At 68.8% G+C, this 24,995-nt stretch carries 23 protein-coding genes and 1 pseudogene; 7 read left to right on the plus strand and 17 right to left on the minus strand.

Annotated features, from left to right (window positions below):
• Together D9R14_RS23445 and D9R14_RS20905 are read left to right on the plus strand one after the other, a co-directional pair.
• Nucleotides 1-146, plus strand: a pseudogene (locus D9R14_RS23445) (4-aminobutyrate--2-oxoglutarate transaminase); the annotation flags it as partial.
• 21 nt (nt 147-167) lie between these two features.
• Nucleotides 168-1,448, plus strand: coding sequence for a Zn-dependent hydrolase (locus tag D9R14_RS20905; RefSeq protein WP_121625304.1), 1,281 nt, complete (start codon nt 168-170; stop codon nt 1,446-1,448).
• A 125-nt stretch (nt 1,449-1,573) separates the two neighbouring features.
• Here D9R14_RS20905 and D9R14_RS23525 read toward each other — a convergent pair whose 3' ends face one another.
• The 3 genes from D9R14_RS23525 to D9R14_RS20915 all read right to left on the minus strand — a co-directional run bounded on the left by D9R14_RS23525 (nt 1,574) and on the right by D9R14_RS20915 (nt 4,603).
• On the minus strand, nt 1,574-1,699 hold the full coding sequence (locus D9R14_RS23525) for a hypothetical protein (protein WP_281042029.1): 126 nt from the start codon (nt 1,697-1,699) through the stop codon (nt 1,574-1,576).
• 121 nt (nt 1,700-1,820) lie between these two features.
• Nucleotides 1,821-3,587 (minus strand): thiamine pyrophosphate-binding protein, encoded by a 1,767-nt coding sequence (locus D9R14_RS20910; RefSeq protein WP_121625305.1) that lies wholly within the window; start codon nt 3,585-3,587, stop codon nt 1,821-1,823.
• A gap of 38 nt (nt 3,588-3,625) precedes the next feature.
• The gene (locus D9R14_RS20915; protein WP_121625306.1) at nt 3,626-4,603 is read right to left on the minus strand and encodes a tripartite tricarboxylate transporter substrate binding protein; all 978 of its coding nucleotides are present in this window, start codon (nt 4,601-4,603) and stop codon (nt 3,626-3,628) included.
• 168 nt (nt 4,604-4,771) lie between these two features.
• Between D9R14_RS20915 and D9R14_RS20920 the strand changes: the two genes are divergently transcribed.
• A complete protein-coding gene (locus tag D9R14_RS20920; RefSeq protein ID WP_121625307.1) occupies nt 4,772-5,572 on the plus strand; it encodes an IclR family transcriptional regulator in 801 nt (266 codons plus the stop codon).
• 50 nt (nt 5,573-5,622) lie between these two features.
• Here the strand turns inward: D9R14_RS20920 and gmd are convergent, their stop codons facing one another.
• A complete protein-coding gene (gene gmd / locus D9R14_RS20925) occupies nt 5,623-6,642 on the minus strand; it encodes a GDP-mannose 4,6-dehydratase (RefSeq protein WP_121625392.1) in 1,020 nt (339 codons plus the stop codon).
• Between the two features lie 305 nt (nt 6,643-6,947).
• Here gmd and D9R14_RS20930 point away from each other — a divergent pair, with 305 nt between their 5' ends.
• Nucleotides 6,948-8,141 (plus strand): glycosyltransferase, encoded by a 1,194-nt coding sequence (locus tag D9R14_RS20930; protein ID WP_121625308.1) that lies wholly within the window; start codon nt 6,948-6,950, stop codon nt 8,139-8,141.
• A gap of 47 nt (nt 8,142-8,188) precedes the next feature.
• Here the strand turns inward: D9R14_RS20930 and D9R14_RS20935 are convergent, their stop codons facing one another.
• A complete protein-coding gene (locus D9R14_RS20935; protein WP_121625309.1) occupies nt 8,189-9,202 on the minus strand; it encodes a 1-aminocyclopropane-1-carboxylate deaminase in 1,014 nt (337 codons plus the stop codon).
• Between the two features lie 139 nt (nt 9,203-9,341).
• On the opposite strand from D9R14_RS20935, the gene D9R14_RS20940 reads away from it, so the two are divergent.
• Nucleotides 9,342-9,821: an Lrp/AsnC family transcriptional regulator gene (locus tag D9R14_RS20940; RefSeq protein ID WP_121625310.1), complete on the plus strand. Its 480-nt coding sequence runs from the start codon at nt 9,342-9,344 to the stop codon at nt 9,819-9,821.
• A gap of 33 nt (nt 9,822-9,854) precedes the next feature.
• Here D9R14_RS20940 and D9R14_RS20945 read toward each other — a convergent pair whose 3' ends face one another.
• The 7 genes from D9R14_RS20945 to D9R14_RS20975 form a co-directional block, all read right to left on the minus strand.
• Nucleotides 9,855-11,030 (minus strand): M20 family metallopeptidase, encoded by a 1,176-nt coding sequence (locus D9R14_RS20945; RefSeq protein ID WP_121625311.1) that lies wholly within the window; start codon nt 11,028-11,030, stop codon nt 9,855-9,857.
• Nucleotides 11,027-12,436 carry a M20 family metallopeptidase gene (locus tag D9R14_RS20950; protein ID WP_121625312.1) on the minus strand — a complete coding sequence of 470 codons (1,410 nt, stop codon included), beginning with the start codon at nt 12,434-12,436 and terminating at the stop codon, nt 11,027-11,029. Before D9R14_RS20950 ends, D9R14_RS20945 begins: the two co-directional genes overlap by 4 nt.
• A gap of 35 nt (nt 12,437-12,471) precedes the next feature.
• The gene (locus D9R14_RS20955; protein WP_121625313.1) at nt 12,472-13,452 is read right to left on the minus strand and encodes an ABC transporter ATP-binding protein; all 981 of its coding nucleotides are present in this window, start codon (nt 13,450-13,452) and stop codon (nt 12,472-12,474) included.
• A complete protein-coding gene (locus D9R14_RS20960; RefSeq protein WP_121625314.1) occupies nt 13,449-14,429 on the minus strand; it encodes an ABC transporter ATP-binding protein in 981 nt (326 codons plus the stop codon). Before D9R14_RS20960 ends, D9R14_RS20955 begins: the two co-directional genes overlap by 4 nt.
• Before the next feature lie 4 nt (nt 14,430-14,433).
• A complete protein-coding gene (locus D9R14_RS20965; RefSeq protein WP_121625315.1) occupies nt 14,434-15,351 on the minus strand; it encodes an ABC transporter permease in 918 nt (305 codons plus the stop codon).
• Nucleotides 15,348-16,265 carry an ABC transporter permease gene (locus D9R14_RS20970; RefSeq protein WP_121625316.1) on the minus strand — a complete coding sequence of 306 codons (918 nt, stop codon included), beginning with the start codon at nt 16,263-16,265 and terminating at the stop codon, nt 15,348-15,350. The genes D9R14_RS20965 and D9R14_RS20970 overlap by 4 nt, the downstream gene beginning before the upstream one ends.
• Before the next feature lie 222 nt (nt 16,266-16,487).
• Nucleotides 16,488-18,017 (minus strand): ABC transporter substrate-binding protein, encoded by a 1,530-nt coding sequence (locus tag D9R14_RS20975; protein ID WP_121625317.1) that lies wholly within the window; start codon nt 18,015-18,017, stop codon nt 16,488-16,490.
• A gap of 183 nt (nt 18,018-18,200) precedes the next feature.
• Here D9R14_RS20975 and D9R14_RS20980 point away from each other — a divergent pair, with 183 nt between their 5' ends.
• On the plus strand, nt 18,201-19,157 hold the full coding sequence (locus D9R14_RS20980; protein WP_210210893.1) for a LysR family transcriptional regulator: 957 nt from the start codon (nt 18,201-18,203) through the stop codon (nt 19,155-19,157).
• 39 nt (nt 19,158-19,196) lie between these two features.
• Here the strand turns inward: D9R14_RS20980 and D9R14_RS20985 are convergent, their stop codons facing one another.
• The 4 genes from D9R14_RS20985 to D9R14_RS21000 are packed head-to-tail and all read right to left on the minus strand — an operon-like array spanning nt 19,197 to nt 23,263.
• Nucleotides 19,197-20,162 carry a TRAP transporter substrate-binding protein gene (locus D9R14_RS20985; RefSeq protein WP_121625319.1) on the minus strand — a complete coding sequence of 322 codons (966 nt, stop codon included), beginning with the start codon at nt 20,160-20,162 and terminating at the stop codon, nt 19,197-19,199.
• Between the two features lie 45 nt (nt 20,163-20,207).
• The gene (locus D9R14_RS20990) at nt 20,208-21,356 is read right to left on the minus strand and encodes a mandelate racemase/muconate lactonizing enzyme family protein (RefSeq protein ID WP_121625320.1); all 1,149 of its coding nucleotides are present in this window, start codon (nt 21,354-21,356) and stop codon (nt 20,208-20,210) included.
• Between the two features lie 45 nt (nt 21,357-21,401).
• Complete coding sequence (locus D9R14_RS20995) at nt 21,402-22,688, minus strand: TRAP transporter large permease (protein ID WP_121625321.1); 1,287 nt, start codon at nt 22,686-22,688, stop codon at nt 21,402-21,404.
• Nucleotides 22,685-23,263, minus strand: a complete 579-nt coding sequence (locus tag D9R14_RS21000; protein ID WP_121625322.1) for a TRAP transporter small permease — start codon at nt 23,261-23,263, stop codon at nt 22,685-22,687. Before D9R14_RS21000 ends, D9R14_RS20995 begins: the two co-directional genes overlap by 4 nt.
• Nucleotides 23,264-23,388: 125 nt before the next feature.
• Here D9R14_RS21000 and D9R14_RS21005 point away from each other — a divergent pair, with 125 nt between their 5' ends.
• Nucleotides 23,389-24,087 (plus strand): GntR family transcriptional regulator, encoded by a 699-nt coding sequence (locus D9R14_RS21005; RefSeq protein ID WP_121625323.1) that lies wholly within the window; start codon nt 23,389-23,391, stop codon nt 24,085-24,087.
• Between the two features lie 116 nt (nt 24,088-24,203).
• On the opposite strand, the gene D9R14_RS21010 is transcribed toward D9R14_RS21005, so the two are convergent.
• Nucleotides 24,204-24,995, minus strand: coding sequence for an enoyl-CoA hydratase/isomerase family protein (locus tag D9R14_RS21010; RefSeq protein ID WP_121625324.1), 792 nt, complete (start codon nt 24,993-24,995; stop codon nt 24,204-24,206).

Here is a 24,995-nt window from a genome sequence, read left to right on the forward strand (position 1 = left end):
TCGCCAAGGGGCTGATCCTGCTGTCGTGCGGCGTCTACGGCAACGTGATCCGCTTCCTGGCGCCGCTGACGATCCCCGACGCGGTGTTCGGCGAGGCGCTCGACATCATCGAGGCCAGCCTGCGCGAATGCGCCGCCGAGGCGTGAGCGAGAACGGGAGGAGGACCGATGCATGATCCTTTGGGCGAGGCGGCGCAGAGCGGCGGAGCCAACCTCGCCATCGACCCCCGGCGGCTCTGGGAGAGCCTGATGGAAACAGCCCGCATGGGCGGAACGCCCAAGGGCGGTATTTGCCGGCTGGCCCTGAGCGCCGCCGACCGCGAGGTGCGCGACTGGCTGCGTGACGCCTGCACCGCGCTCGGCTGCACCATGACGGTCGACGAGGTGGGCAACATGTTCGCATTCAGGCCCGGCCGCCGGAACGATCTCGCGCCGATCGCCTTCGGCAGCCATCTTGATACCCAGCCCACCGGGGGCAAGTTCGACGGCGTCCTGGGCGTACTTGCCGGCCTGGAGGTGCTGCGCACGCTGGACGAGGCGGGCTACGACACCAATGCGCCGCTCCTGCTGGTGAACTGGACCAACGAAGAGGGTGCGCGCTTCGCCCCGGCGATGCTGGGATCCGGCGTCCATGCGGGCGTGTTCGATCGCGCTTATGCCGACGCACGGCAGGACCGGCACGGCGTGTGCTTTGGCGACGCCATCGACGCCATCGGCTACCGCGGCACGGCGCCGGCCGGCTCGGTTCGTTTCGGCGCCATGTTCGAGCTGCACATCGAGCAGGGGCCGGTTCTTGAGGCTGAGGGCCGGACCGTGGGCGTGGTCACGGGAGTCCAGGGCATGCGATGGTACGAAGTCTCGATGACCGGCCGGGAGGCCCACAGCGGCTCGACGCCGATGGGGCTTCGCGCCGATGCCCTGCTGGCAGCGGCGCGCCTCGTGACCGAGGTGCATGCCATCGCGCTGGCATACGGCCCGGAGGCCGTGGGCACGGTGGGGTCTCTGGAGGTCACGCCAAATTCGCCGAACGTGATCCCCGGCGCCGTCCGCCTCACGGTCGACCTGCGCCACCCGGACGACGCCGTCCTGGGGGCCATGGAGGCGCGCCTCCAGGCTGCGGTGCGGTCTCTTTCACCTGACGCGGGCCTTGAGGTGCTGTCCGCCAAGATCTGGGATTCGCCCGCGGTGCGTTTCGACGCCGACTGCATCGCCGCCGTTCGCTCGGGTGCGGCCGCTGCCGGACTGCCGGCGCGCGACATTATTTCCGGTGCCGGCCATGACGCGGCCTATATCGCGCGCATCGCTCCCACGAGCATGATTTTCGTGCCGAGCGCGGGCGGTCTCAGCCACAATGAGGCCGAGAGCACCACCGCCACCGAATGCGCCGCCGGCGCCCAAGTGCTGCTCAACGCCATTCTGGCCTACGACCGTGCGGGGGAAAACCGATAGCCGACCTCCGCTCGCGAGCACGGCGCGAAGTGACGGTCGCACGCCGGTAAAGAGACGCGCTTGCCGCTTCCATGCCATTGCGGCGCCCAAACGCGTCAGATGTTGCTGTCACAATATGCTGCTCGTCAGTGACGGGGCCACATGAGCAGCAGACCGGCGACGATGGCGCGGCAGTGGCGCGGCTCAAGCTGGCCGAACGCCTCGAGCTGCTCAGCGAGGTAGTGGGCCTTCACACCGAGATCGGCAGGCACAAACCGTCGGTGTGGCCATCAATCGGCCGCCCACAGCGCCCGCCTCGCTGGCGCCGGCCCGCGCCGCCGGTTCACGGCCCGGCGACCCCGGATCGCGCGCATCGCGATCCGGGCCGAGGCATCAGGCGATGCGGTCGCCGGGCTTGATCTGCACCGTGCGGCTGTCGACGCCCGGCAGCATGCGGGCGGGATCGCGCGTGACGACCACGTCGATCACGGTCGGACCGCCGCAGGGCAACAGCGCCTCCTGGAACGCCGCCGCCAGGTCCTGCGGCCGCTCGACCCGGATGCCGCGGCACTGCATCGCCGTCGCCACCGCCGCATAGTCGATCTCGCTGAGGTCGGACGACTGGTAGGCGCCCTGGCCGTACATCAGGTGCTGGAGCGCCTTCACATAGCCGGACGCGGCGTTGTTGATGACGATGACGGTGAAATCCAGCTTGAGCCGCCGCGCGGTTTCCAGCTCGCCCAGCATCATGTTGAAGCCGCCGTCGCCGGTCAGAGCGAACACCGGCGCCTTCGGGGCGGCGAGCGCGGCGCCGATGGCGCCCGGCAGGCCGTAGCCGATGGAGGCCGAGCCGCGGTCGGGCACGAAGGCGCGCCCGGCGCGCGGGGCATTGAACAGGAGCCCGCCCCAGTGGGCTGCGAAGCCGCCATCGGCCACCAGATAGCCGTCGGCGGGCAGCGCCGCGTTGATCTCGGTGAGCAGGCGGGCGATGTCGATCGGCGTCTCATTGGAGTTCAGGCGCTCGGACACCTTCTCCCGCCACGCGTCCATGCGCGCCGTGATCTCCGCCGGGCGGGCGGCCCAGCGCTGCGAAAGCTGCGCCTGCCGGGGCGCGAGCGCGGCGTCGAGGTCGGCGATGCCGAGAAGGGCATCGCCCCAGAGCTTCACCGAGGCGCGCACCGACCGGTCGAACTCCTCCGCCACGCAGTCGAGATGGATCACCGCCTTGCCGGGGGAGGGGATGGTGTAGCGCTTGGTGGCGATCTCGCCCAGCTTGCAGCCCACCACGATCAGCAGGTCGGACTCTTCGATGAGCGGGTTGGCGATCCGGTCGTAGCGGCCGAACAGGCCGGCGCTCAGCGGATCGGCGCAGGGGATGGCGCCCTTGCCGCTCAGCGTGTGCGCCACCGGGATGTTGAAGCGGCGCGCGAACGCGGTGAGGCTCGGCGCGGCGCCGGACAGATGGACGCCGCCGCCGGCGAGGATAACGGGCGACTTCGCCGCGGCGATCATCTCGGCGGCGCGGGCGATGCCTGCGGCCTCCGGGCGGGTGCGCAGGGCAGGGGCGGCGCCGTAGATCGGATCGACCTCGAACTCCTCCACCGGAAACGCATGGACGGCGTGCGAGACGTCCTCGGGCACGTCGATCACCACCGGGCCGGGCCGCCCGGTGGTCGCGACGGCGAAGGCGCGCCGCATCAGCTCGGGGATGCGGCTCACCATCTCCACCCGGATCAGCTCCTTGCAGACCGGGCGCAGCACGTCCACCTGGCGGCATTCCTGGGTCATGTTCTTCCAGGAGTGCGCGCGGTGGGTGTCGCCGACGAGCACCACCATGGGCGTGCCGGCGTTGAGCGCCTCCATCAGGCCTGTGACGAGGTTGGTGGCGCCCGGGCCGAGCGTCCCGTCGACCAGACCGACGCGGCCGGAGACCTTGGCATAGGCGTCGGCGGCGAAGATGCCGGCGCGCTCGTCATTGATGAGATGATGCCGCAGGCCCAGGCGGCGGGCGGCGTCGTAGAAGGGCAGGAGCTGGAAGCCGCCCATCCCGAAGATGTCCCCGCCCTCGAAGGCGAGGATCATGCGGGCCATGGCCTCGCCGCCGGTGATCGACAGGACTTCCGGACCGGGACGGGTCTGAGGCTCGACGTGCTGGTTCATCGTGACAGTTCCTTTGGAAAGACGCGGCGGCTGCCCGGTCAGTCGACCTTGGCGCCGGAGTTTTCGACCACCTTCGCCCACTTGGCGGTTTCCGAGCGGATCAGCGCGGCGAGCGCCTGCGGCGTGCTCGGGGCGGGATCGGCGCCGATGGCGGCGAGCTTCTGCTTCACCTCGTCCTGGCCGAGCACCTTCACAGTGGCGGCGTTCAGGCGGTCGATGATCGGCTGCGGGGTCTTGGCCGGAGCCATGAGCGCGAACCACGACAGGACCTCGCAGCCGGGCAGTCCCGCCTCGGCCATGGTGGGGACGTCGGGCGCCTCGGGCGAGCGCGCGGCGCTGGTCACCGCGAGCGCGCGCAGCTTGCCGGCCTTCACGTGGGGCAAGGACGAGGACAGGTTGTCGAACATGGCCTGCACCTGGCCGCCCATCAGGTCGATGACCGCCGGCGCGCTGCCCTTGTAAGGCACGTGGACCATCTTCACGTCGGCTACCATGTTGAACAGCTCGCCGCTGAGGTGGATCGAGGAGCCGCTGCCCGATGAGGCGAAGTAGATATCGCCCGGCTTGGACTTGGCGAGGGCGATAAATTCCTGGACCGTCTTGGCCGGCACGCTCGGGTTGACCACGAGTACGTTCGGGACGGTGGCCACCAGCGAGATTGGTGCGAAATCACGCTCGAAATCGAACGGCAGGCGACGGTAGAGCGTGGTGTTGATGGTGTTGGCGATCGTGCCCATGAAGATCGTGTAGCCATCGGGCGCCGACTTCGCGACGAAGTCGGAAGCGATGCTGGCGCCGGCCCCCGGCCGGTTGTCGACCACCACCGGCTGCCCCAGCTCTTCCGCAAGATGCTGGCCGACGATGCGCGCGATCACATCGGTGGACCCGCCGGCGGCATAGCCCACGACGAGGCGGATCGGCTTGGTGGGATAGGCGTCGGCGCGCGCCGGGGCGGGTGCTGCGGCAAAGGCTGCGGCGCAGACAAGCGACGTCAGCAGCAGGGTTCTGCGGTGCATGGCGATCCTCCTTCGATCAGGCTATTGCAATAGTCCATATATTGGACTAAATTTCTTATAATCAGGCAACGTCAATCTATGAACGTCGATATTATCTGTCAATAAAGGGATAGCGCCTGTTTTCGAACGAAGATACGTAGTCCATAATATGAACTATATGGAGCGGTGATGGGAAGCGAGGCAGGGGATGCCGCCGGCGTTCAGAGCATCCGACGCGCTGCGGCGGTGCTGCGGGCGCTGGCTCAGCGCGCGCAGTCCGGCGCGCGAATGGTGGACATCACGCGCGAGACGCGGCTCAACCACGCAACGGCCCATCGCATCCTTCAGGGGCTGATCGTCGAGGGGCTGGCCAGCCAGAACCCCGCGACGCGGCGCTATCACCTCGGCGCCACCATCTTCGAGCTGGGGCTGCTGGCCGAGCCGCGACTGGCGCTGAGCGAGATGGCGGGGCAGGCGGTGGAATTCCTGGCGGAACGCACGGGCGACACGGTCTTCGCCGCCGTGCGGGCGGGTTCCGATGCGCTGTGCATCAAGCGCCAGGCGGGCAGCTTCCCGATCAAGGCGTTCACCATCGACGTCGGCGCGCGGCTGCCCCTCGGGGTGGGCGCGGGCGGGCTCGCCATGCTCGCGGCGCTGCCGGAAGAGGAGGCGCGATCCATCATGGACGACAACATTCCGCGCCTCGACGGCCTCGGCACCCTGCCACCGGGCGATCTCTGGCGGCTGGTCGAAGAGGCGCGCGGGCGCGGCTATGCGGTGAACGTCAACCGTGCGCCCGGCGTCGTTGCCATCGGCGTCGCGGTGCACAATCTCGACGGCGGTCTTGCGGGCTCACTGAGCGTTGCGGCGATCGAGAGCCGCCTGCCGCCGGAGCGTGTGGAGCAGGTGGCGCGCCTGCTGCGGGCCGAGGCGCGCAAGATCGAGAAGTCGCCCCAGCCGTCGAAAGGCGGGCCTGCCGCCGCATCGTGAGCACCAGCGCCGTCCGATCGCACATCGGGCGGCCGGAAAAGCGGCGGCTGTCAGCCCTGCCAGTCGTCGTAATCGGCCTTTGCCATCATGGCGGCCAGTTCCTTCACGTCCACCTTGGGCTCCCAGCCCAGCTTGGTGCGGGCCTTGCTGGAGTCGCCGAGCAGAAGGCTCACCTCGGCCGGGCGGTAGAATTTCGGGTTGATCTGGACGACGACCTTGCCGGTCTTGCGGTCCACCGCCTGCTCCTCCTTCGCCTCGCCGGACCATTCGAGGTCGAGCGCGAGAGCCTCCGCGGCATAGCGGACGAAGTCGCGGATCGAGGTCGTCACGCCCGTCGAAAGCACGTAGTCGTCCGCCGTCTCCTGCTGGAGCATGCGCCACATGCCCTCGACGTAGTCGCCGGCAAAGCCCCAGTCGCGCTTGGCGTCGAGATTGCCCAGCTCCAGCGGTTCCGCGATGCCACGGGCGAAGCGCGCGAGCCCGAGGCTGATCTTGCGCGTGACGAACTCGGTGCCGCGCAGCGGGCTCTCGTGATTGAAGAGGATGCCGGACGAGGCGTGGGTGCCGAATGATTCCCGGTAGTTCACCGTGATGTAGTGGCCATAGGTCTTGGCGACGCCATAAGGGGAGCGCGGGTGAAAGGGCGTGTCCTCGTTCTGCGGAATGGTCCGAACCAGCCCGAACATCTCCGACGTGGACGCCTGGTAGAATCGGGCCTCGGGGGCATAGGTGCGGATCGCATCGAGCAGGCGCACCACGGCGAGGCCGTTCACTTCCGCCGCATAGACGGGCTGATCCCAGGATGAGCCGACGAAGCTCTGCGCTGCAAGGTTGTAGATCTCGTCGAACGCGCCGTCGCGCACGAGCCGGGTGATGTTGTTGACTTCGGCAAGGTCGAAATAGACGCGCTCGATCTCACCGGCAATGCCAAGCTTCTCCAGGCGCTGGGTCTCGACATGAGAGCTGCGACGCATGGCGCCGGTGACGTGGTATCCCTTTTCGAGCAAAGACTTGGCCAGGTACGTGCCGTCCTGCCCACTGACACCGGTAATCAGTGCGCGTTTCACCAACTTTCCCCCAACGATGTTCAGCTTGCGGTTGCGATAGGTAGAGAGAGTCATGCACCCTGTCCACCGATTCCGTAGCAGGTATCATCTTGCATCGCTGCTATCGGGCGGCGACTATGGTTTGGCTCGGCGCATCGCGATATCGGGGAGCGGCGCGGGATGTCGAAAGCCCCCCGCATCTGGATCAAGACCGCGTTGTCCGCTAGTTGGTTGACAGAGCGGAATGCAGTTGGCGAGGGCGGAGCGGCGGGGAGCGAGAAGGGTGAAAGCTCGTGGTTGCGCAAGGTAGAGAGCCGCAGTCGGCCGTCATGCGGCTCGCGTCGGCGTCCAGTCGCAGCCTCAATCGCGGTATCTGGGCGTTGCGCTGCAATCGCGGCAACTGCCCCAACGACATCCCGAAACCATGCTGGTTGCAGGCGGGCGGCATGCCGAGGCCCCGCGGGATCGATCTGTTTGGCTACCTCCTGTCGGAGATCGGCCTCGGAGAGGCGGCGCGGCTGCTGGCCGCGGCATTGGACACGGCCGCCATCCCGAACCATCTCATCAACGTTCCGCTGGAGGGGCGCCAGGCGGAGAGTGCGCTGGCCGAGCGCATCGCCGACCAGGGCGGACACGCGGTCGCGCTCACCGTCTCCGGCGCGATGGACATTCCGGCCTTCGCCGCCCGCGCCTGCCGCGGGCAGGAAAACATCCACTACACCTATTGGGAGCTGCCCTCAGTTCCGCAGGCCTGGCGGCGGATGTTCGACGGGTTCGATTCCTACTGGGCGCCGACCGGCTTCGTGCGGGACATGCTGCTCTCGGTGCAGCGCCGCCCGGTTCATCTCGTGCCCCAGCCGGTGTTCTTGCCCGCCACGCCGCCGGCTCCCGCGCGATCGGCCGGGCCGCTGCGGGTGCTCACATTGTTCGACTATGATTCCTATGTGGTGCGGAAGAACCCGCACGGTGCCATTGCGGCCTTCAAAGCCGCCTTTCCCGCCGGAACCGAGGATGTGGAACTGGTGATCAAGGCGCGCGGCCAGGGTCCGTCCGCTGCCCGCGACGCCATGGCGCGGCTCGCGGCCGGGGACCGCCGGCTCCGCCTGATCGACCGCACGATTCCGCGCGAAGAGCTGGATGCCCTGACGGAGAGCTGCGACGTGTTCATGTCGCTGCACCGTTCCGAGGGCTTCAGCCTGGGCTGTGCGGAGTCCCTCGCCCTCGGCAAGGCGGTGGTCGCCACCGACTTCGGAGGGACACGGGACTTCGTGACGCAGGAGACCGGCTATCCGGTTGCCTACCGCGAGGTCGCGGTGGATGTGGCGGACTATCCCGGCGGCGGCGGCGGCAGCCACTGGGCCGAGCCGGACATCGAGCACGCGGCCGCGATCCTGAGGTCGATCTACGACGATCCAGCGTCCGTGGCGCCGAAAGCCAGGGCCGGCTATGCGCTGCTGAAGCGCAACAATTCCTTTGAGGCGGTCGGCGCCCGCATCCGCACGCTGATCGGCGCCGACACCTGAGCCGGTCCCGCCCCCGGTCCGTCGGGCGCGGGACCAGGCGGCTCGGTTCAGCCGTTGCGGAAGGCGTAGCCATAGCCGTTCAGCGCCGGCGCGCCGCCGAGATGCGCGTAAAGCACCTTCGCGCCCTCCGGGAAGTAGCCCTTCTTCACGAGGTCGATCATGCCCTGCATGGATTTTCCCTCGTAGACCGGGTCGGTCATCATGCCTTCCAGGCGCGCGGCCAGGCGGATCGCGTCCTTGGTCTCGTCCGACGGCACGCCGTAATAGGGATAGGCATAGTCCTCCACCAGCACCACGTCGTCGGGCGTGATCTCGCGGCCGAGCTTGACGAGGTCGGCGGTGCGCCGGGCGATCTCCAGCACCTGGGCCTTGGTCTGGGCCGGCGTCCCGGAGGCGTCGATGCCGATCACCTTCTGCGCCCGGCCGTCCTTGGCGAAGCCGACCGTCATGCCAGCATGGGTGGAGCCGGTGACGGTGCACACGATGATGTAGTCGAAGGCGAAGCCCAGTTCCTTCTCCTGCGCGCGCACCTCCTCGGCGAAGCCCACATAGCCGAGGCCGCCATAGGGATGCACCGAGGCGCCGGCCGGGATCGGGTAGGGCTTGCCGCCGTTGGCTTCCACGTCGGCGATGGCGTCTTCCCAGCTCTTGCGGATGCCGATGTCGAAGCCGTCTTCCACGAGGCGCACGTCGGCGCCGAGGATGCGCGAGAGCATGATGTTGCCGACACGGTCGTAGATCGTGTCCTCGTGCGGCACCCAGGCTTCCTGCACCAGGCGGCACTTGAAGCCGATCTTGGCCGCCACCGCCGCGATCATGCGGGTGTGGTTCGACTGCACGCCGCCGATGGACACCAGCGTGTCGGCACCGGACTTGATGGCGTCGGGCACGATGTATTCGAGCTTGCGCAGCTTGTTGCCGCCGAAGGCGAGGCCGGAATTGCAGTCCTCGCGCTTGGCATAGATCTGCACCTTGCCGCCGAGATGGGCGGTGAGGCGGTCGAGCTTCTCGATCGGCGTCGGGCCGAAGGTGAGCGGATAGCGTTCAAAGGCGTCGAGCATGGGCAGCCTCATGGGTTGGAGGCCGAAATGCTTGACAGAAAACGCGTGAAAGGTGCTCTCTATTATAGTGCGTAAAGCGGGCTCAAAATGATGCGATACGCGAAAATTATAATCTAATCATCCAGATTCATCGGAGAAAATGAAAGAATCTCTCAATCCTGAATCGCTCGCGCCCCTCGACCTCAAGATCGTGCGCCTGCTGCAGCAGAACGGACGGCTGACCAATGCCGAGCTGGCCGAGCAGGTGGCCATCAGCCCGGCCACCTGCCACCGGCGCACGCAGGCGCTGGTGAAGGCGGGGTACATCACCGGCTTTCGCGGTCTGGTGGCGCCGCAGAAGGTGGGGCGCGGCGCGCTCGTGATGGTGGGGGTGGTGCTCGACCGCTCGACGCCGGAGAGCTTCGCCGCCTTCGAGGCGGCGGTGGCGGAGCTGAGCTTCGTTCTCGACTGCCACCTGGTGGCGGGCGATTTCGACTATTTCCTGAAGATCCGGGTCGGCGACATGGCCGATTTCAACCGGCTGCACGGCAGCCGGCTGATCGCGCTGCCCGGCGTGCGCCAGACCCGCACCTTCTTCGTGATGAAGGAGGTGGTGGACAATCGTCCGCTGGACATCTGACCTGCGCGGGCTGCGCCGGCCGTCAGTCCGGGATCAGGGGAGGCGGCAGATCGCTGCGGCGAGCGCCTGGGTGCGCGGCACGAGGGTGTCGAGGCGGCAGAATTCCTCGTCGGTGTGCGCCTTGCCGCCCACCGGTCCGAGCCCGCACAAGGTCGGCACGCCGAGGGAGGCGGTGAAGCCGGAATCGGCGCAGCCGCCGGTATGCTCCCCGCCCACCTCGAAGCCGATCCCGCGCGCGGCCTCGCGATAGAGCGCGAACAGGCCGGCCGCGTGCTTCTCCTCCAGCGGCGGGAATCCGGCGCGCAGCGTCAGCGTCGCCGCGGTGCCGGGGATCTCCTCATGGGCGACGATGCGCTCCACCTCGGCGATCAGCGCGCTGCGCTGCGCCAGCGTGTCGAAGCGCATGTCGCACTCCGCCTGCGCCGATCCCGCCACGGTGTTGTAGGTGATGCCGCCGCGCACCACGCCCACATTGGTGGTGATGCCGGCATCGTAGTCGGTCAGCGCGTGGAGCTTCACGATCTTGCGCGCCAGCGCCTCGATGGCGCTCGCGCCGTCCTTGTGGTTGACGCCCGAATGGGCGGCGCGGCCGCTCACGGCGATGTGGAACGAGCAGCCGCCCTTGCGGCCCGTCACCACATTGCCGCTGATCCGGCCCGGCTCGGTGTTGAAGACCGCGCGGGCGCCCTTCGCCTCCACCTCGATCTGGCGCCGGCCGGAGGGCGAGCCGATCTCCTCGTCGCCGGTGAACAGCGCCACCACCGGGAAGGGGAGCCCGCCCGCCGCCATGATGGCTCTGAGCGCGAAAATGTTGGCCACCAGTCCCGATTTCATGTCGCACACGCCCGGGCCGAAGGCGAGGTCGCCGCGCCGGGAATAGGGCCGCGACAGCACCGTCCCGCTCGGAAAGACGGTGTCGCGGTGGCCCATCAGCAGCGCATGGGCATTGCCGAATCTGCCCGGCACCTCGGCGCGGAAGATGTCGCCATAGGTGGCGTCGGGGATGCGGGTGACGGCGATGCCGTCCGCCTCCAGGACGTTGGCGATGGCTTCGCCCACGCGGTCGACGCCGGCCTTGTCGTAGCTGTTGGAATCGATGTCCACGAGGCGCGCCAGCAGCGCCTCCATCTCGTCGAAGCGCGGCGCGAGCCAGGCGGCGACGCGGGTGGCAGCCTCTTCGGCGGACGCGGGGGCGGACAGCGTGCTCATGCGGCCCGCGCCTTGAGGATCGCCATGCCCTCTTCGCCGAGATCGTAGAACAGGCCGGCCATCAGCTGGAGCGCCTCGCGTGCCACCGAGCCGAGCAGATGCTCGTTCGGGGCGTGCTGCGAGCAGGCGGGGTAGGAGTGCGGCACCCAGATGGTGGGCATGCCCAGGATCAGCGCGAACACGTCGTTGGGCAGCGAGCCGCCGAGATTGGGCAGCAGCGCCGGCGCCTTGCCGGTGGTCTTCTGGATCGAGGCCAGCGCCCACTTCACCCACGGGTCGGTGGGATCGAGCCGGGTCGCCTGGAACACCGCCGAGCGGGCCGGGCGCACCGTCACCGCGCCGAGGCCGCGGGCCGCGAGATGGGCCTCAACCAGGGGGATCACGCGGGTCGGGTCGGTGCCCACCACGAAACGCAGCTGCAGGGTCGCCTTGGCGGTGGGCGGCACCGCATTGGCTGGCTTGTCCGGCGCGCCGGTCTGGAAGGCCAGCACCTCCAGCGCGTTCCAGCCATAGACGCGCTCGGCGGGCGTGAGGCCCGGCTCGCCCCAGTCGGGATCGACCTCGGGATCGCCCATGCCCTGCTCCAGCGCGATGCCGGAGAGCGCCTGGCGCACGGCGGAGGGCAGCTCCTTCGGGCGCAGGCCGTCCACCAGGATGCGGCCCTTGGCGTCCACCAGGGACGCGATGGCGTTGGCGAGCAGGGTGCCGGCATTGGCGAGCGCACCGCCCCAATTGCCGGAGTGATGCCCGCCCTCGCGCAGGTTCGCCTCCAGCTCGAAATTCACCGCGCCGCGCGAGCCCAGGAACACGGTCGGGCGGACCGCCGAGAGGCGCGGCCCGTCGGAGCCGATCAGGAGGTCGGCGGCGAGCGCCGCGCCTTCGCGCTGCGCCAGTTCGCGCAGGCCGGGAGAGCCAGCCTCCTCGCCCATCTCGATCAGCATCTTGCAGTTGAAGCCGAGCCGGCCGCCGCGCGCGGCCATCACCTGCTCCAGGGCGGTGATGTTGATGGAATGCTGGCCCTTGTTGTCGGCGGTGCCGCGGCCGTACCAGCGGTCGCCGTCCTCCACCAGGGTCCAGGGGGCGAGGCCCTCGCGCCAGCCGCCGTCCTGGCCGAACACCACGTCGCCATGGCCGTAGGTGAGCACGGTGGGCAGGCCCTCCGCCTCATGCCGCTCGGCGATGAGGAAGGGGCCGTAGCCCTCGGCGGAATTCTCCACCACGCGGCAGGCGAAGCCGAGCTTCTCCAGCGTCGGGATCATCTCCTCGGTGAGGTAGGCGCCGAGCGCGGCGATGCTCTCGCCGGTCTGGCTCTCGGTCGGCATGGCGACGCGGCGGGCGAGGTCCCGGCGGAAGTCTCCGCGGTCGAAATAGTCCGCGGCGCGGGTGACGGCTTCTTGGCGACTCATGGTGCGACGATGGCCTTCAGTGGTCGGGGACGGGGTCAGGCGGCGACGGTGCGCGCCGCGCCATGGGGGGCGAAGTGGCAGGTGGCCCAGCCATCCGGCAGGCGGACGAGCGGCGGCGCCTCGGCGCGGCACAGGTCCACCGCGCCCGGACAGCGCGGGTTGAAGGGGCAGCCGGCGACCGGCGTGAGCGGATTGGGGAACACCGCGCCGAGATGGGTGTCCGGGACGCCGAGGTCCGGATCGGGGGTGAGCACCGACTCCAGCAGCGCGCGGGAATAGGGATGCTCCGGCCCCGCGAACAGGCCGGCGCGGGTGCGCTCCTCGACGAAGCGGCCGAGATACATCACCGCCACCCGGTCGGCGAGGTGCTCCACCACGGCGAGGTTGTGGCTGATGAAGAAATAGGTGAGGCCGAGCTCGCGCTTCAGCTCCAGCAGCAAATTGAGGATCTGCGCCTGCACCGACACGTCGAGCGCCGAGGTCGGCTCGTCGCAGATCACCACCTCGGGGCGCATGACGAGCGCGCGGGCGATGGCGACGCGCTGGCGCTGGCCGCCGGAGAGCTGGCTCGGCGAAGCGTTCAAAAGGCGGCGCGGCAGGCCCACCACGTCGAGCATCTCCAGCACCTTGCGGTGCCGCTCGGCGGCGCTGCCGATGCCGTGCACCACCAGCGGCAAGGCGATGAGCTGGGCGATGGACTTGCGTGGGTTGAGCGAGGAATAGGGGTCCTGGAAGATCGGCTGGATGCGCCGCGCCACCGCCACCCGGTTCTTGGCCGCGATGGGGGCGCCGTCGATCAGAATCTCGCCGGAGGAGGGCGGCAGGAGGCCGAGCAGCATCTTGGCGAGGGTGGACTTGCCCGACCCGCTCTCGCCCACCAGCGCATAGACCTCGCCGCGCTTCACCTGGAGCGACACGCCGGCCACCGCCGTGAGCGTCGCCTTCTTGCGGAACAGGCCCTGGGAGACCTGGAACGTGCGGGTGACGTTCCTGAGTTCGAGCACGATGTCGCTCATGCCGCCACCTCCGTCGCGTCGAGCCGGGCGCAGCGCACCTCGTGGTCGGCCCCGGTGCGCACCAGCGGGATGTCGGCGGCGCATTCGGGGCCGGCGAAGTCGCAGCGGTTGCGGAAGGCGCAGCCGTCCAGCCGGCCGATCAGGTTCGGCACCTGACCGCGGATCGCGCCGAGCGGCATGCCGGGCTGGGTGCGGCCGGGAACCGGGATGCAGTCCAGCAGGCCGCGCGTATAGGGATGGCGCGGCTGCTTGAACACGGCGCGCGAGGTGCCGGTCTCCACCAGCCGGCCGGCATACATGACGCCCACCTTGTCGGCGACGCGCGCCACCACGCCGAGGTCGTGGGTGATGAGGATCACCGCCATGCCGAACTCCTTCTTGAGATCGGCGATGAGGTGGAGGATCTGTGCCTGGATGGTCACGTCGAGCGCGGTGGTGGGCTCGTCGGCGATGATGAGGTCGGGGCCGCACATGAGCGCCATGGCGATCATCACGCGCTGCCTGAGGCCCCCGGAGAGCTGGTGCGGATACTGCCGCAGGCGCTGGCCGGCGGCGGTGATGCCCACCTTCTCCAGCAGGTGGACGGCGCGGTCCGTCGCCTCCTTCATGCCCACCTTGCGGTGGCACAGCAGCGCCTCCGTGAGCTGGTCGCCGATGGTGAAGGCCGGGTTCAGCGAGGTCATGGGCTCCTGGAAGATCATGGCCATGCGGTTGCCCCGCAGGCGGCGCATGCCGGCCTGCGAGATGGTCGTCAGGTCCTGGCCGTCGAAGGCGATCTTCGCCGCCTTGCGCTGAACGCGCTTCGGCAGGAGGTTCATGAGCGCGAGCGAGGTGAGGGACTTGCCCGACCCGCTCTCGCCGACGATGGCGAGCGTCTCGCCGCGCTCCAGCGCGAAGGAGACGCCGCCCACCGCATGGAGCGTGCCCATGGCGGTGGGAATGTCGATGACGAGGTCTTCGACCTCCAGCAGAGCCATGGCGTCAGTTCCTGTTCTCGGGCGCGGTGACATCGCGCAGCCCGTCGCCGACGAGGTTGATGGCCAGCACCAGGAACACCAGGGCGACCGCGGGAATGGCGATGACCCAGGGGCTGAAGAACATGTATTGCTTGCCCTCGGAGATCATGAGCCCCCAGGACGGCAGCGGCGGCTGCACCCCGAGGCCGAGGAAGGAGAGGGCGGCTTCCAGCAGGATGGCGTGGGCCATCTCCAGCGTCGCCACCACGATCAGCGGGTTGAGGATGTTGGGCAGGATCTCGGTCAGCACGATGCGCGGCGTCGAGCAGCCGATGGCCTTGGCGGCGGCGATGTAGTCGGAGCCGGCGATCTGCTGGGTGGCGGCGCGCGTCACCACCGCGAACCGGTCCCACAGCAGCAGGCCGAGCACCACGATGACGCCCTGCAGCGAGGAGCCCACCAGGGCCGCCGAGGCGAGGGCCACCAGCACCACCGGCAGCGCGAGGCGGGTGGTGACGAGATAGCTCAGCACCGCATCCACCCGGCCGCCGAAATAGCCGGCGCACACGCCGATCGCGGTGCCGATGGTGCCGGAGATCAGCACCGTGACGGAGCCGATCAGCAGCGAGATGCGGGCGCCGTAGATCAGCCGGCTGAGATAGTCGCGGCCGAGCTTGTCGGTGCCGAGGATGTGGTCCCAGGTGCCGCGCGCGTCCCAGACCGGCGGGATGAGGCGCCGGGCGAGGTTCTGGGCATAGGGGTCGTGCGGCGCCACCAGCGGCGCGGCCAGCGCGATGAGCACGATGGCCGCGAGCACGATGGCGCCGGCCATCAGCCCGCCATGGCCGAGGCTGCCCACAAGGAAGGTCGACAGCGCCGAGCGGCGCGGCGGCGCCTGGTCGAGGCTCGCGGCCTTGAGCGCGGAGGGGAGGGTCTCGCTCATGCCACGCGCATCCGGGGATCGAGAAGGGCGTTCACCACGTCCGCCAGGAAGGTGAGGGTGATGTAGATGCCGGCGAGGATCAGCACGACCGCCTGCACCACCGGGAAGTCGTTGCGGGAGATCGCCTCCCAGGCGAGGTGGCCGATGCCGTGCATGGAGAACACCGCCTCCACCACGATCGAGCCGCCGAGCATGAAGCCGAACTGCACCGCCGCCAGCGCCACCACCGGGATGATGGCGTTGCGCAGCGCGTGCTTCAGCACCACCTTGGTGGGCGACAGCCCCTTGGCGCGCGCGGTGCGGATATAGTCCTGGGAGAGCACTTCGAGCATGCCGTTGCGCGACAGGCGCATCACCGCGGGGATGGCGTACCAGCCGAGCGCCACCGAGGGCAGGACGTAGCTCTGCCACGTCGCGGTGCCGGACACCGGCAGCCAGCGCAGGTTGACCGCGAACACGATGATGAGGGCGAGGCCGAGGCAGAAGGTGGGGATCGCCTGACCAAGGACGCAGAAGCTCAGCGCGAGGCGGTCGATGGCGGTGCCGCGATAGACCGCGGCGAGCACCCCGAGCGGCACGGCGACCACCAGCGAAAGCGTGAGCGCGATGGCGCCGAGCCGCATGGTGACGGGCATGCGCTCGGAGATCAGCGCCGTCACGCTCTCGCGGAAGAAGAAGGAATTGCCGAAGTCGAGATGCGCGGCGTGCCAGAGCCAGTCGAGGTACTGGATAGGCAGCGGGCGGTCGAGGCCGTACTGGTGGCGCACCTCCTCCACCTGCGCGGGCGAGGCCTCGGGGCCGGCGATGGTGATGGCGAGATCGCCAGACAGGTGGAGCAGCGCGAAGGCGATCACCGAGACGGTGAAGGCCACCGAAAGCGCCACCACGAGGCGTCGAAGCGTGAATGCGAGCATCGAGGCTTCCTCAGCGTTCCCCGAAGGCCGGCCGGCGGCCGGGCGGCAGGGGGCGCGACATCATAGGCCGGCGCGCCGTCTTGCGGCCGGGCACAGTTCGGATCGAAGGCATCGGCGTGGCGATGCCGGCCGGCAGAACGACGACGGGGGCTGCGCGGCGATCATTCGGCGTGGCGCAGGTCGCGGGTGGCCGGGCGGCGCGGGGCGCCGCCCGGCTTGGGCCTACTTCCAGCGCGCCGTGAAGAAGCGCGGCAGCTCGTCCGGCTGGGCGCTGAACTCCAGGTCCTTGGTGAAGGCGTAGTTGCTGGAATAGGAGAACAGCGGCACCAGATAGGCCCGCTCGGCGATCACCTTCAGCGCCTCGGCATAGGCGGCGAGCCGCGCCTCGGTCTCGACCGTGGTGTCGGCCTTCTTGAGCATGTCCGTGACCTGCTGGTCGCGGGCGCGGTCGTCCGCGTCGCCCTTGAACCACACGCCGGTGAAGGCCGAGGCGTCCGCCACCGAGAACGAGCCCCAGGTCTGGAAGGTGATCGGCGTCTTGTTGGCGCGGGACAGCTCGCGCATGGCGGCGTACTTCAGGAAGTTGAGCTTGGCCTTGATGCCGACCGCGTCCAGATAGCCGATCACCGCCTCCGCATATTCGCGCTCGCGATAGGCGTAGAGGTCGATGGAGAAGCCGTTGGGATAGCCGGCCTCGGCGAGCAGCTTCTTGGCCTTGGCGGGATCGTAGTCGTAGCGCGGCACGCCCTTGTCGGTGCAGCCGAACTGGTCGATGAAGCAGGCCGAATTCATGATGCGGGCGCCGCCGCGCACGAGGTTGTCCAGCATCGCCTTGCGGTCGATGGCATAGGCGATGGCCTGGCGCACCCGCGGGTCTTTCAGCGGCTCGGAGCCGGGCGAGGCGCCCTGGGCGTCGAGCTGCAGGAAGCCCACGCGCATGGTCTCGGCGGCGAGCACGGTGAGGTTCGGCGCGGCTTCGAGCTGCTTGGCCTGGTCGGCCTGCACGCGCCAGATCCAGTCGACGCCGCCCGTCATCAGCTCGGCGAGCTGGGTCTCCTGGTCGGGGATGATGCGGAACACCAGCTTGCCGATGCTCGGCTGGCCGAGCGGGCTGTCCTTCCAGTAATTGGTGTTCTTCTCCATGGTCACGCCCTTGCCGGGGGTGACGGCGGTGATCTTGTAGGGGCCGGAGCCGATGGGCGCCTTGGCGAAGCCGTCGAGGCCGACCTTCTCGAAATACTTCTGCGGATAGATCACGACCGGACCGGACAGGTATTCGATCGCCGCCGGGAACGGGCCGTTGAGGTGGATGCGGACCTTGTCGTCGCCGATCTTCTCGGCGCTCTTGATCCAGGCGACGTTCTGCTTGGTGACCACCTTCGCCTCGGGCGAGACCGCCCAGTTGAGCGTGAACACCACGTCGTCGGCGGTCAGCGGGTCGCCGTTGTGGAAGGTGACCCCCTTGCGGATGGTGAGGTCGAGAGTCTGCGGGTCGACCCAGGTCCAGCTGGTGGCGAGCTGGGGCTGATACTTGCCGGTCGCGAGGTCGTGGAAGATCAGGTTGTCGAAGGCGTGCCGGGCGATGATGACGCCCTCGCGGACGTTGTTGTGGTAGGGGCCGACATTCTCCGCCTCGGTGTCCGAGGCGTAGACCAGTGTGTCGCGGGCCTTGTCCGCATGGGCCGCCGCGGGCGCCAAGGCGATCAACGCGGCCGCTAACGCACTGGAGAAATGGGACCGAACGAATGCCATATTCTCTCTCGCTCTCTGGAAATTGTTATGGAGGCTGGATCGTGACGCCCAACATCTGAGCATGGGAGTTTATTGGGCGGTTCGCATATCACAATTAGAATATTGTGTGTCTATCGTTGCCGAAACGGCATACCATGCCCACGCAAGATGAGGGGGCGAGCTGGGCCAGCCGGAGGGGTGAAGGTGCACGATGCTTCGCTGCGGTATTTCCTGGAGGTCGTGAGGGTCGGCTCGATCGCCGAGGCGTCCGACCGGCTCAACGTCGCCGCGTCCGCCATCAGCCGGCAGATCGCCAAGCTGGAGGCGGAACTGGGCACGCCGCTGTTCGAGCGCCGGCCGCGCGGCATGGTGCCGAGCGCGGCGGGCGAGCTGCTCGCCCAGCATGCCCGGCGCACGGTGCTGGGGGCCGAGCAGGTCCTCACGGAGATCCGCCGCCTCAAGGGCCTGGAGCGCGGCCTCGTGCGCATGGGGTGCACGGAAGGCTTCGCCACCGACTTCCTTCCGGGGGCGATCGGCAATTTCCGCAACACCTATCCCGGCATCGCCTTCGAGATGCAGGTCAGCACGCCGCGGGTCATCACCCGCATGGTGCGCGAAGGCGATGTGGATATCGGCCTGTCCTTCGGCTTCGTGCCGGACCCGAGCGTGCACGTGGAATTTTCCGGCTCGGCGCCGCTCATGGCGCTGATGGCGCCGGACCACCCGCTGGCCAATCTGCCGTTCGTGACGCTGGCCGACATCGCGGCCTTTCCGGTGGGACTGCCCTCGGAGGACACCACCGCGCGCCAGCTGTTCGATCTCGCCTGCGGTGTCGAGGGCATCGCGGTGGAGCCGGTGCTCACCACCAACTACATGGCCGGGCTCTGGCGCTTCGCGGAGGTGGCGGGCGGCATCACCATGACCGGTCGCATCACCGCCATGTCGCGCATCTCGCGCTTCCGGCTGCGGGCCCTGCCGCTGCGCACCAAGGCGCCGAACGAGCGGCGCTACGAGATCCAGACCATGCTGGGCCGCATCCTGCCGGAAGCGGCCCACGTCTTCGTCGCCTATCTGAAGGCCCAGCTCAGCCGCATCGAGCGCGCCGGCGACCAGCCTCTCGACCTCGCCGAGCGCGCGGAGCCTCCTCTGCAGAAGCCGTGAGCGCCGGGGCGGGCGGCCGGCTTTTGCTCCAGGTTCGGCTCACTTGGTGTCGCGGATCGCGTCCAGCGTCTTCTGCCCGAACTGCTTGGAGAACTGGGCATAGGCCGGCGCGAGCTTGGCGGAGAACTGGGCGTTGTCCACCTTGGCCTCCACCTGCATGCCCTGATCCTTCAAGGTCTTCACCGCATTCGCCTCCAGCTCCTCGACCGCCTTGCGCTGGGCGACGATGGCCTTGGCCACGGCGTCCTTCAGGATCTTCTGCTGGTCGGGGGTGAGCTTGTTCCACGCCGCCGGAGAGATCATCACCAGGGTCGGCGCATAGACGTGGCCGGTGAGCGTCAAGTATTTCTGCACCTGGTAGAGCTTGGCGGTGAGGATGTTGGACAGCGGGTTCTCCTCGCCGTCCACGACGCCCTGCTGAAGCGCCGCGTAGAGCTCCGGCCAGGCGATGGGCGTCGGGCGCGCGCCCAGTTCCTTGAACGCGGTGATGTGGATCGGGTTCTCCATCGTCCGGATGGTAAGGCCGGAGAGGTCGGCGGGCGTTTCAACGGCGCGCTTGTTGTTGGTGAGATGGCGGAAGCCGTTCTCGCCATAGCCGAGGCCGATGACGCCCTTGTCTTTGACCTTGGCGAGGATGTCCTGGCCGATCTGCCCGTCCACCACGGCGCGCGCATGGGCGGTGTCGCGGAAGATGAAGGGGATGTCGAACACCAGCAGCTCGGGCACGAAATTGGCCACCACGGAGGTGCTCGTCATGGCCATGTCGATGGTGCCGAGCTGGAGGCTCTCGACGATCTCGCGCTCGCCGCCCAGCGCGCCGCCGGGGAAGATGTCTACCTTGATCTTGCCGCCGGATTCCTTCTCCACCGTCTCCTTGAAGGCGGTGGCGGCGGCGCCGAAATGGCTGTTCATGGGGTTGACGAACGTATATTTCAGCGTCGTCTGCGCCGAGGCGGGCGCGGCCGCGCCGAGCAGCAGGGCGGCTGCGATCATCCAGGTCTTCATGGGTCTCTCCGCGGTTCGCGTGGGTTCACTTCGGGTAGAGTCAGGTCAGGCAATGCGGTATCGGTCGACGACCGCCATGTCGGGCTCGATGCCGAGCCCGGCGGCGTGCGGCACCTCGACCCGGCCGCCGACCGGCAGCGTCGCGCCGCCATAGATCTCCGCCTCGAAATCGCAGTAGAGGCGTTCCAGCAGCGGCACCGTGCGCTGGGCGGCGTTGATGTGGACGGTGGCGATCTGCCCCGGCCCGAAGAGCGCGCAATGCGGCACGAACTCGATGGCGCTCGCGGCGCAGAAGGCGGCGATCTTCAGGAGTTCGGTGACGCCGCCGGTCTTCGCCACGTCCGGCTGCGCGATATCGATGGCGCCGGCATCGGCCATGGCGACGAAATCGTGCAGCGAGCCGGCATTCTCGCCGGCGGCGATGCGGTGGTTGCCCTGGGCGCGCACGCGGGCGAGGCCGCGATAGTCGTCCGGAGGCCAGATCGGCTCTTCCAGCCACGTGAGGCCGAGATGGGCGATGCGCGCGTCCATCGCCAGCGCCTCGGCCACCGACCAGGGGCAGTTGACGTCGAGCATCACCGTCGCCTCGCCCGCCGCCGCCTCGCAGGCCGCGGCGATCAGCGGATAGGTGATGTCGTGCAGCTTGATGTGGCGATAGCCGCGCCCGATCGCCTCGCGCACCGCGCGCGCGATCCCGTCCTCGCTCTCATAGCGCAGCAGGCTGGCATAGACCTCGACCTCGCGGGCGAACGGACCGCCCAGGAGGTTCACCAGCGGCTGGCTGGCGGCCTTGGCGGCGATGTCCCACAAGGCGATGTCCACCGCCGAGATGGCATACATGGTGGGGCCGACGCGGCCGAAATTCTGCAGCCCGAACTCCAGCTTGAACTTGATCTTCGAGATCGCGGCGGCGTCCTCGCCCATGATGAGGGGGAAGATGCGGGTCTCGACGAGGCTGCGCAGCGCCACGTCCTCCGCGCGCGAGAAGGCCTCGCCCCAGCCGACCAGGCCGGTGTCGGTCTCCAGCCGCACGAGCAGCGTGTCGAAGGTGTTCTTCCCGCCGCCGGTGAAGCCCCAGACGAGCTTCACGTCCGCCTGGAACGGCACGGACACGAGGATGCATTCCGCCTTCACGATCCGGCCCGCCGCGGATGCGGGGGTGCGGGCGAACGTGGCGGGCTGGGCGAGGGTCACGGGTGTTCTCCTTCTATTGGGCCGCGGGGCCGGTCTGCGGCGCGTTCACTTGGCGCCGAACGCGTCGGGCAGGATCAGGCTGACGGCGGGAACGAGGGTGATGAGCGCGAGGACGACGAGCTGCAGCGCCAGGATCGGGTAGATCTCCCGGTTGAGCTGCGACATGGGCACCCGTGCGATGAGCCCCGTGACCGCAAGCAGGCTTCCCACCGGTGGCGTGATCATCCCGAGGTTGAGGTTGACGATCACGACGATTGCGAAGTGCGTGGGGTCGATGCCGAGCGCCGCCGCCATGGGCGCCAGGATCGGGGCGAGCACCAGCACGCCCGGCAGCGGCTCGATGAAGATGCCGAAGATCAGAAGGAACACGTTCACCGCCAGCAGGAAGGCGATGGGCGACAGTCCGAGCGAGCCGATCCACTGGCTGAGCGCCTGCGGCGCCTGGGCGAAGGTGAGCAGCCAGGAGAAGGCCATGGAGGCGGCGATGATCAGCAGCACCGCCGCCGTCATGTAGGCCGAGCGGGCGAGGATGCCGGGCAGCATGGCGGGCGTGAGCGTGCGGTAGACGAACATCCCGCACGCCAGCCCGTAGAACACCGCCACCACGGACGCTTCCGTGGGCGTGAAGGCGCCGGAATGCACGCCCACCACGATCAGCGCCGGCAGGATCAGCGCCGGGATGGCGCGCCAGGTGGCCCGCGCGGCTTCGCGCCAGCCGGGCCGCACACCGTCGGCGCGGAAGTTCCGCTTGTGGCTCGCATAGGCGTTGTAGCCGATCAGCGCGCCCGAGATCAGAAGCCCCGGCAGGATGCCGGCGAGGAACAGGCGCGGCACCGATACGCCGTCGTCCTGGAGTGCATAGAGGATCATGATGATCGAGGGCGGGATGATGGGCCCCACCAGAGAGGCCGCCGCCGTGACCGCCGCCGCATAGGCCGGCGGATAGCCCGAGCGGCGCATCATGCGGATCAGCAGGGAGCCGGGACCCGCCGCGTCGGCCACCGCCGAGCCGGAAATGCCGGAGAAGAAGGTGATGGTGAGGATGTTGGTGTAGCCGAGCCCGCCGCGCTTGTGGCCGACGAACAGCGAGGCAAACCGCAGCAGCACTTCCGAGAGCGAGCCGCTCGACATCAGTTCCGCCGCCAGCAGGAAGAACGGAATCGCCATGAGCGGGAAGGAATCGAGCCCCGCCACCATCTTCTGCACGACGACGATGGGTGTGAGCCCCGCCTCGGCGACGCCGGCGAGCGTGGCGATGGCGAGCCCGAAGCCGATGGGCACGCCCACCAGCAGCAAGGCGGTCAGCCCGGCGAACAGCGTGAGCGTGATCATGACGTCGGCGCCTGGTCCGGCGACAGGTCGTCCGAGGCTTCGAACGTGCCGTGCGTCACGAAGCCGGCTGCCATCATGGCGAGGTGCCAGAGGGTGAGGGCGAAGCCGACGGGTGCGGCGAGCGCCACGATGGCGAAGGGGATGCGAAGGACCGGCGTGGTCTGGAACCAGGATCGCGCCGTGTAGTCCCAGCCGGCGACCAGCAGCCAGAGCGTGGAGCCGGCTACCAGCAGCACCACCAAGGCCCGCCCCAGCCGTTGCAGCCGGGGGGACAGGCCGGCGACGAGCGAATCCACCGCCACATGGCCGCCGACCCGCAGCACCGGGCCGATGCCCAGGAAGGCGAGCCAGACCATGACGTAGCGGCTCAGCTCCTCGCCCCAGACCAGCGCCTCGTTGGTGAGGTAGCGCAGCATCACCGCCACGAAGACCAGCACCGCCATGGTGCCCAGCGCCACGATCATGGCCCAACGGTTCGCGGCGAAGACGACGCGGTCGAGCGCGCCGACCACGCGGCGCGCCGCGCCGCCGCGCCCTGGGGCGAGAGATGTTCGGGCTCGATTGGGTGCGGTCATGAAGGGTCAGCCTTGGTGGGCGGTAGCGGGGTTTGGTAGATTGGTGATTGTCAACAATTGACCGAAGTGGACCATCTGCTATGAAGTTGGTCAAGCCCATAATCTGATCGTCGAGCAGCCAAAAAATGAGCGGAATCGGTGCCCTGGAGCGTCCCAAGAAGCAGAGCCTCGACCGGGCGGCGGCCGACAGCCTGCGCAACGCCATCACGAGCGGGCAGATCGCTCCGGGCGCGCGGCTGACCGAGATTCGGCTGGCGGAGCAGTTCCAGTTGTCCCGCGGCACGGTGCGGGCGGCCTTGCACCGGCTGGTGTCGGAGGGGCTGGTGGTGCAGCGGCCCTATTCCGGCTGGGAGGTCACGAGCCTCACGCCGCAGGACGCCTGGGACCTCGCAACGCTGCGCTCAAGCCTCGAAGCGCTCGCGGCGCGGCTTGCCGCCGAGCGCATGGATGCCGGCGGGCGCAAGACGATCGAGGACGCATTTTCGGCGCTTGAAGTGGCGTGCGGCGGCGGCGACTGGGAAGCTCTGGTGGCGGCCGACATGGCCTTCCACAGGACGGTGGTCACCCTCTCCGGCAACCGCCGGCTGGCCGAGCACTACGACCTGATCGCCAACCAGGTGCGGCTCTACATCGCCTCGTCGAACCGGCTCATCCTGCCCATGGGATCGCTGCTGGACCGGCATCGGGCGCTGGTCGAGCCGCTGCTCGCGGGCGACGCGGAGCGGGCGGAGAAGGCGTTCCGCGACCTCGCCATGCGCAGCGGCGCGGAGATCGTCGCCCATCTGGAGAAGATCGGCACCGAGGGGGAGGGCGCCGATCCCTGATCCAGGACGCGGCTGAATTCCCCCCAAATCTCTCCAAATCCCGCCAGATCTCCCCAAATCCCGTCCCGCCCGGTCCCGCCGCGCCGAGGCGCGCGCGGAACCGCTGCAGAACACCTTCAGGTGCCGGTGAACTGCGGGCGCCGCTTGGCGAGGAACGCCTCGTAGCCGGCCCGGTAGTCGCGGGTGTCGGCGAAGTCGTAATGGGCCTCGCGCTCGTCGCGCGTCACCGGCGACCAGTCGCGCAGCAGGCGCAGGAGCTGTTCCTTGTTGCGCCGCTGGGCGAAGGGGGAGGCGGCGGCGATGCGCCCGGCGGTGGCCATGGCCTCCTCCTCCAGCGCCTCGGGTGCGATCACGCGCTGGACGATGCCGCGCTGGAGCGCCTCGGCGGCATCGAAGATGCGCCCCTCCAGCAGCAGCTCCGACACCACGCCGCGGCCGAAGAACTTGAACAGCAGCTCGGTCTCGCCCAGCGCCATGGGAAAGCCCATGCGGTTGATGGGCACGCCGAAGCGCGCATCGGCGGCGGCGAGGCGGATGTCGCACATGGCGGCGATCTCCAGCCCGCCGCCCATGCACGAGCCGCGGATCATCGCCACCGTCGGCATGGGCGCCGACAGGATGGCGTCGAGCGTCGGGCGTACCCGGTTCTCGTGATAGTGCGTCACCTGCGCCCGGTTCGAGCGCTCGCGCTCGAACTCGCTGATGTCGGCGCCGGCGGCGAAGTTCTCTCCGGCACCGGCGATGACGAGGCAGCGCGCCGTGCCCGCGGCCACCAGCCGGCGGACCGCGCTTTCGAGCGCGTCCCACATCTCCACCGTCAGCGCATTGTGGCGCGCGGCGTTCTCGATCACCACCCGGGCGATCTCGCCGTGTTCCTCGACGCGGATCGCGCCGGCTGCGGTTTCCAT

Origin of the sequence: Xanthobacter tagetidis (assembly GCF_003667445.1) — a bacterium.
Lineage (GTDB): Bacteria > Pseudomonadota > Alphaproteobacteria > Rhizobiales > Xanthobacteraceae > Xanthobacter > Xanthobacter tagetidis.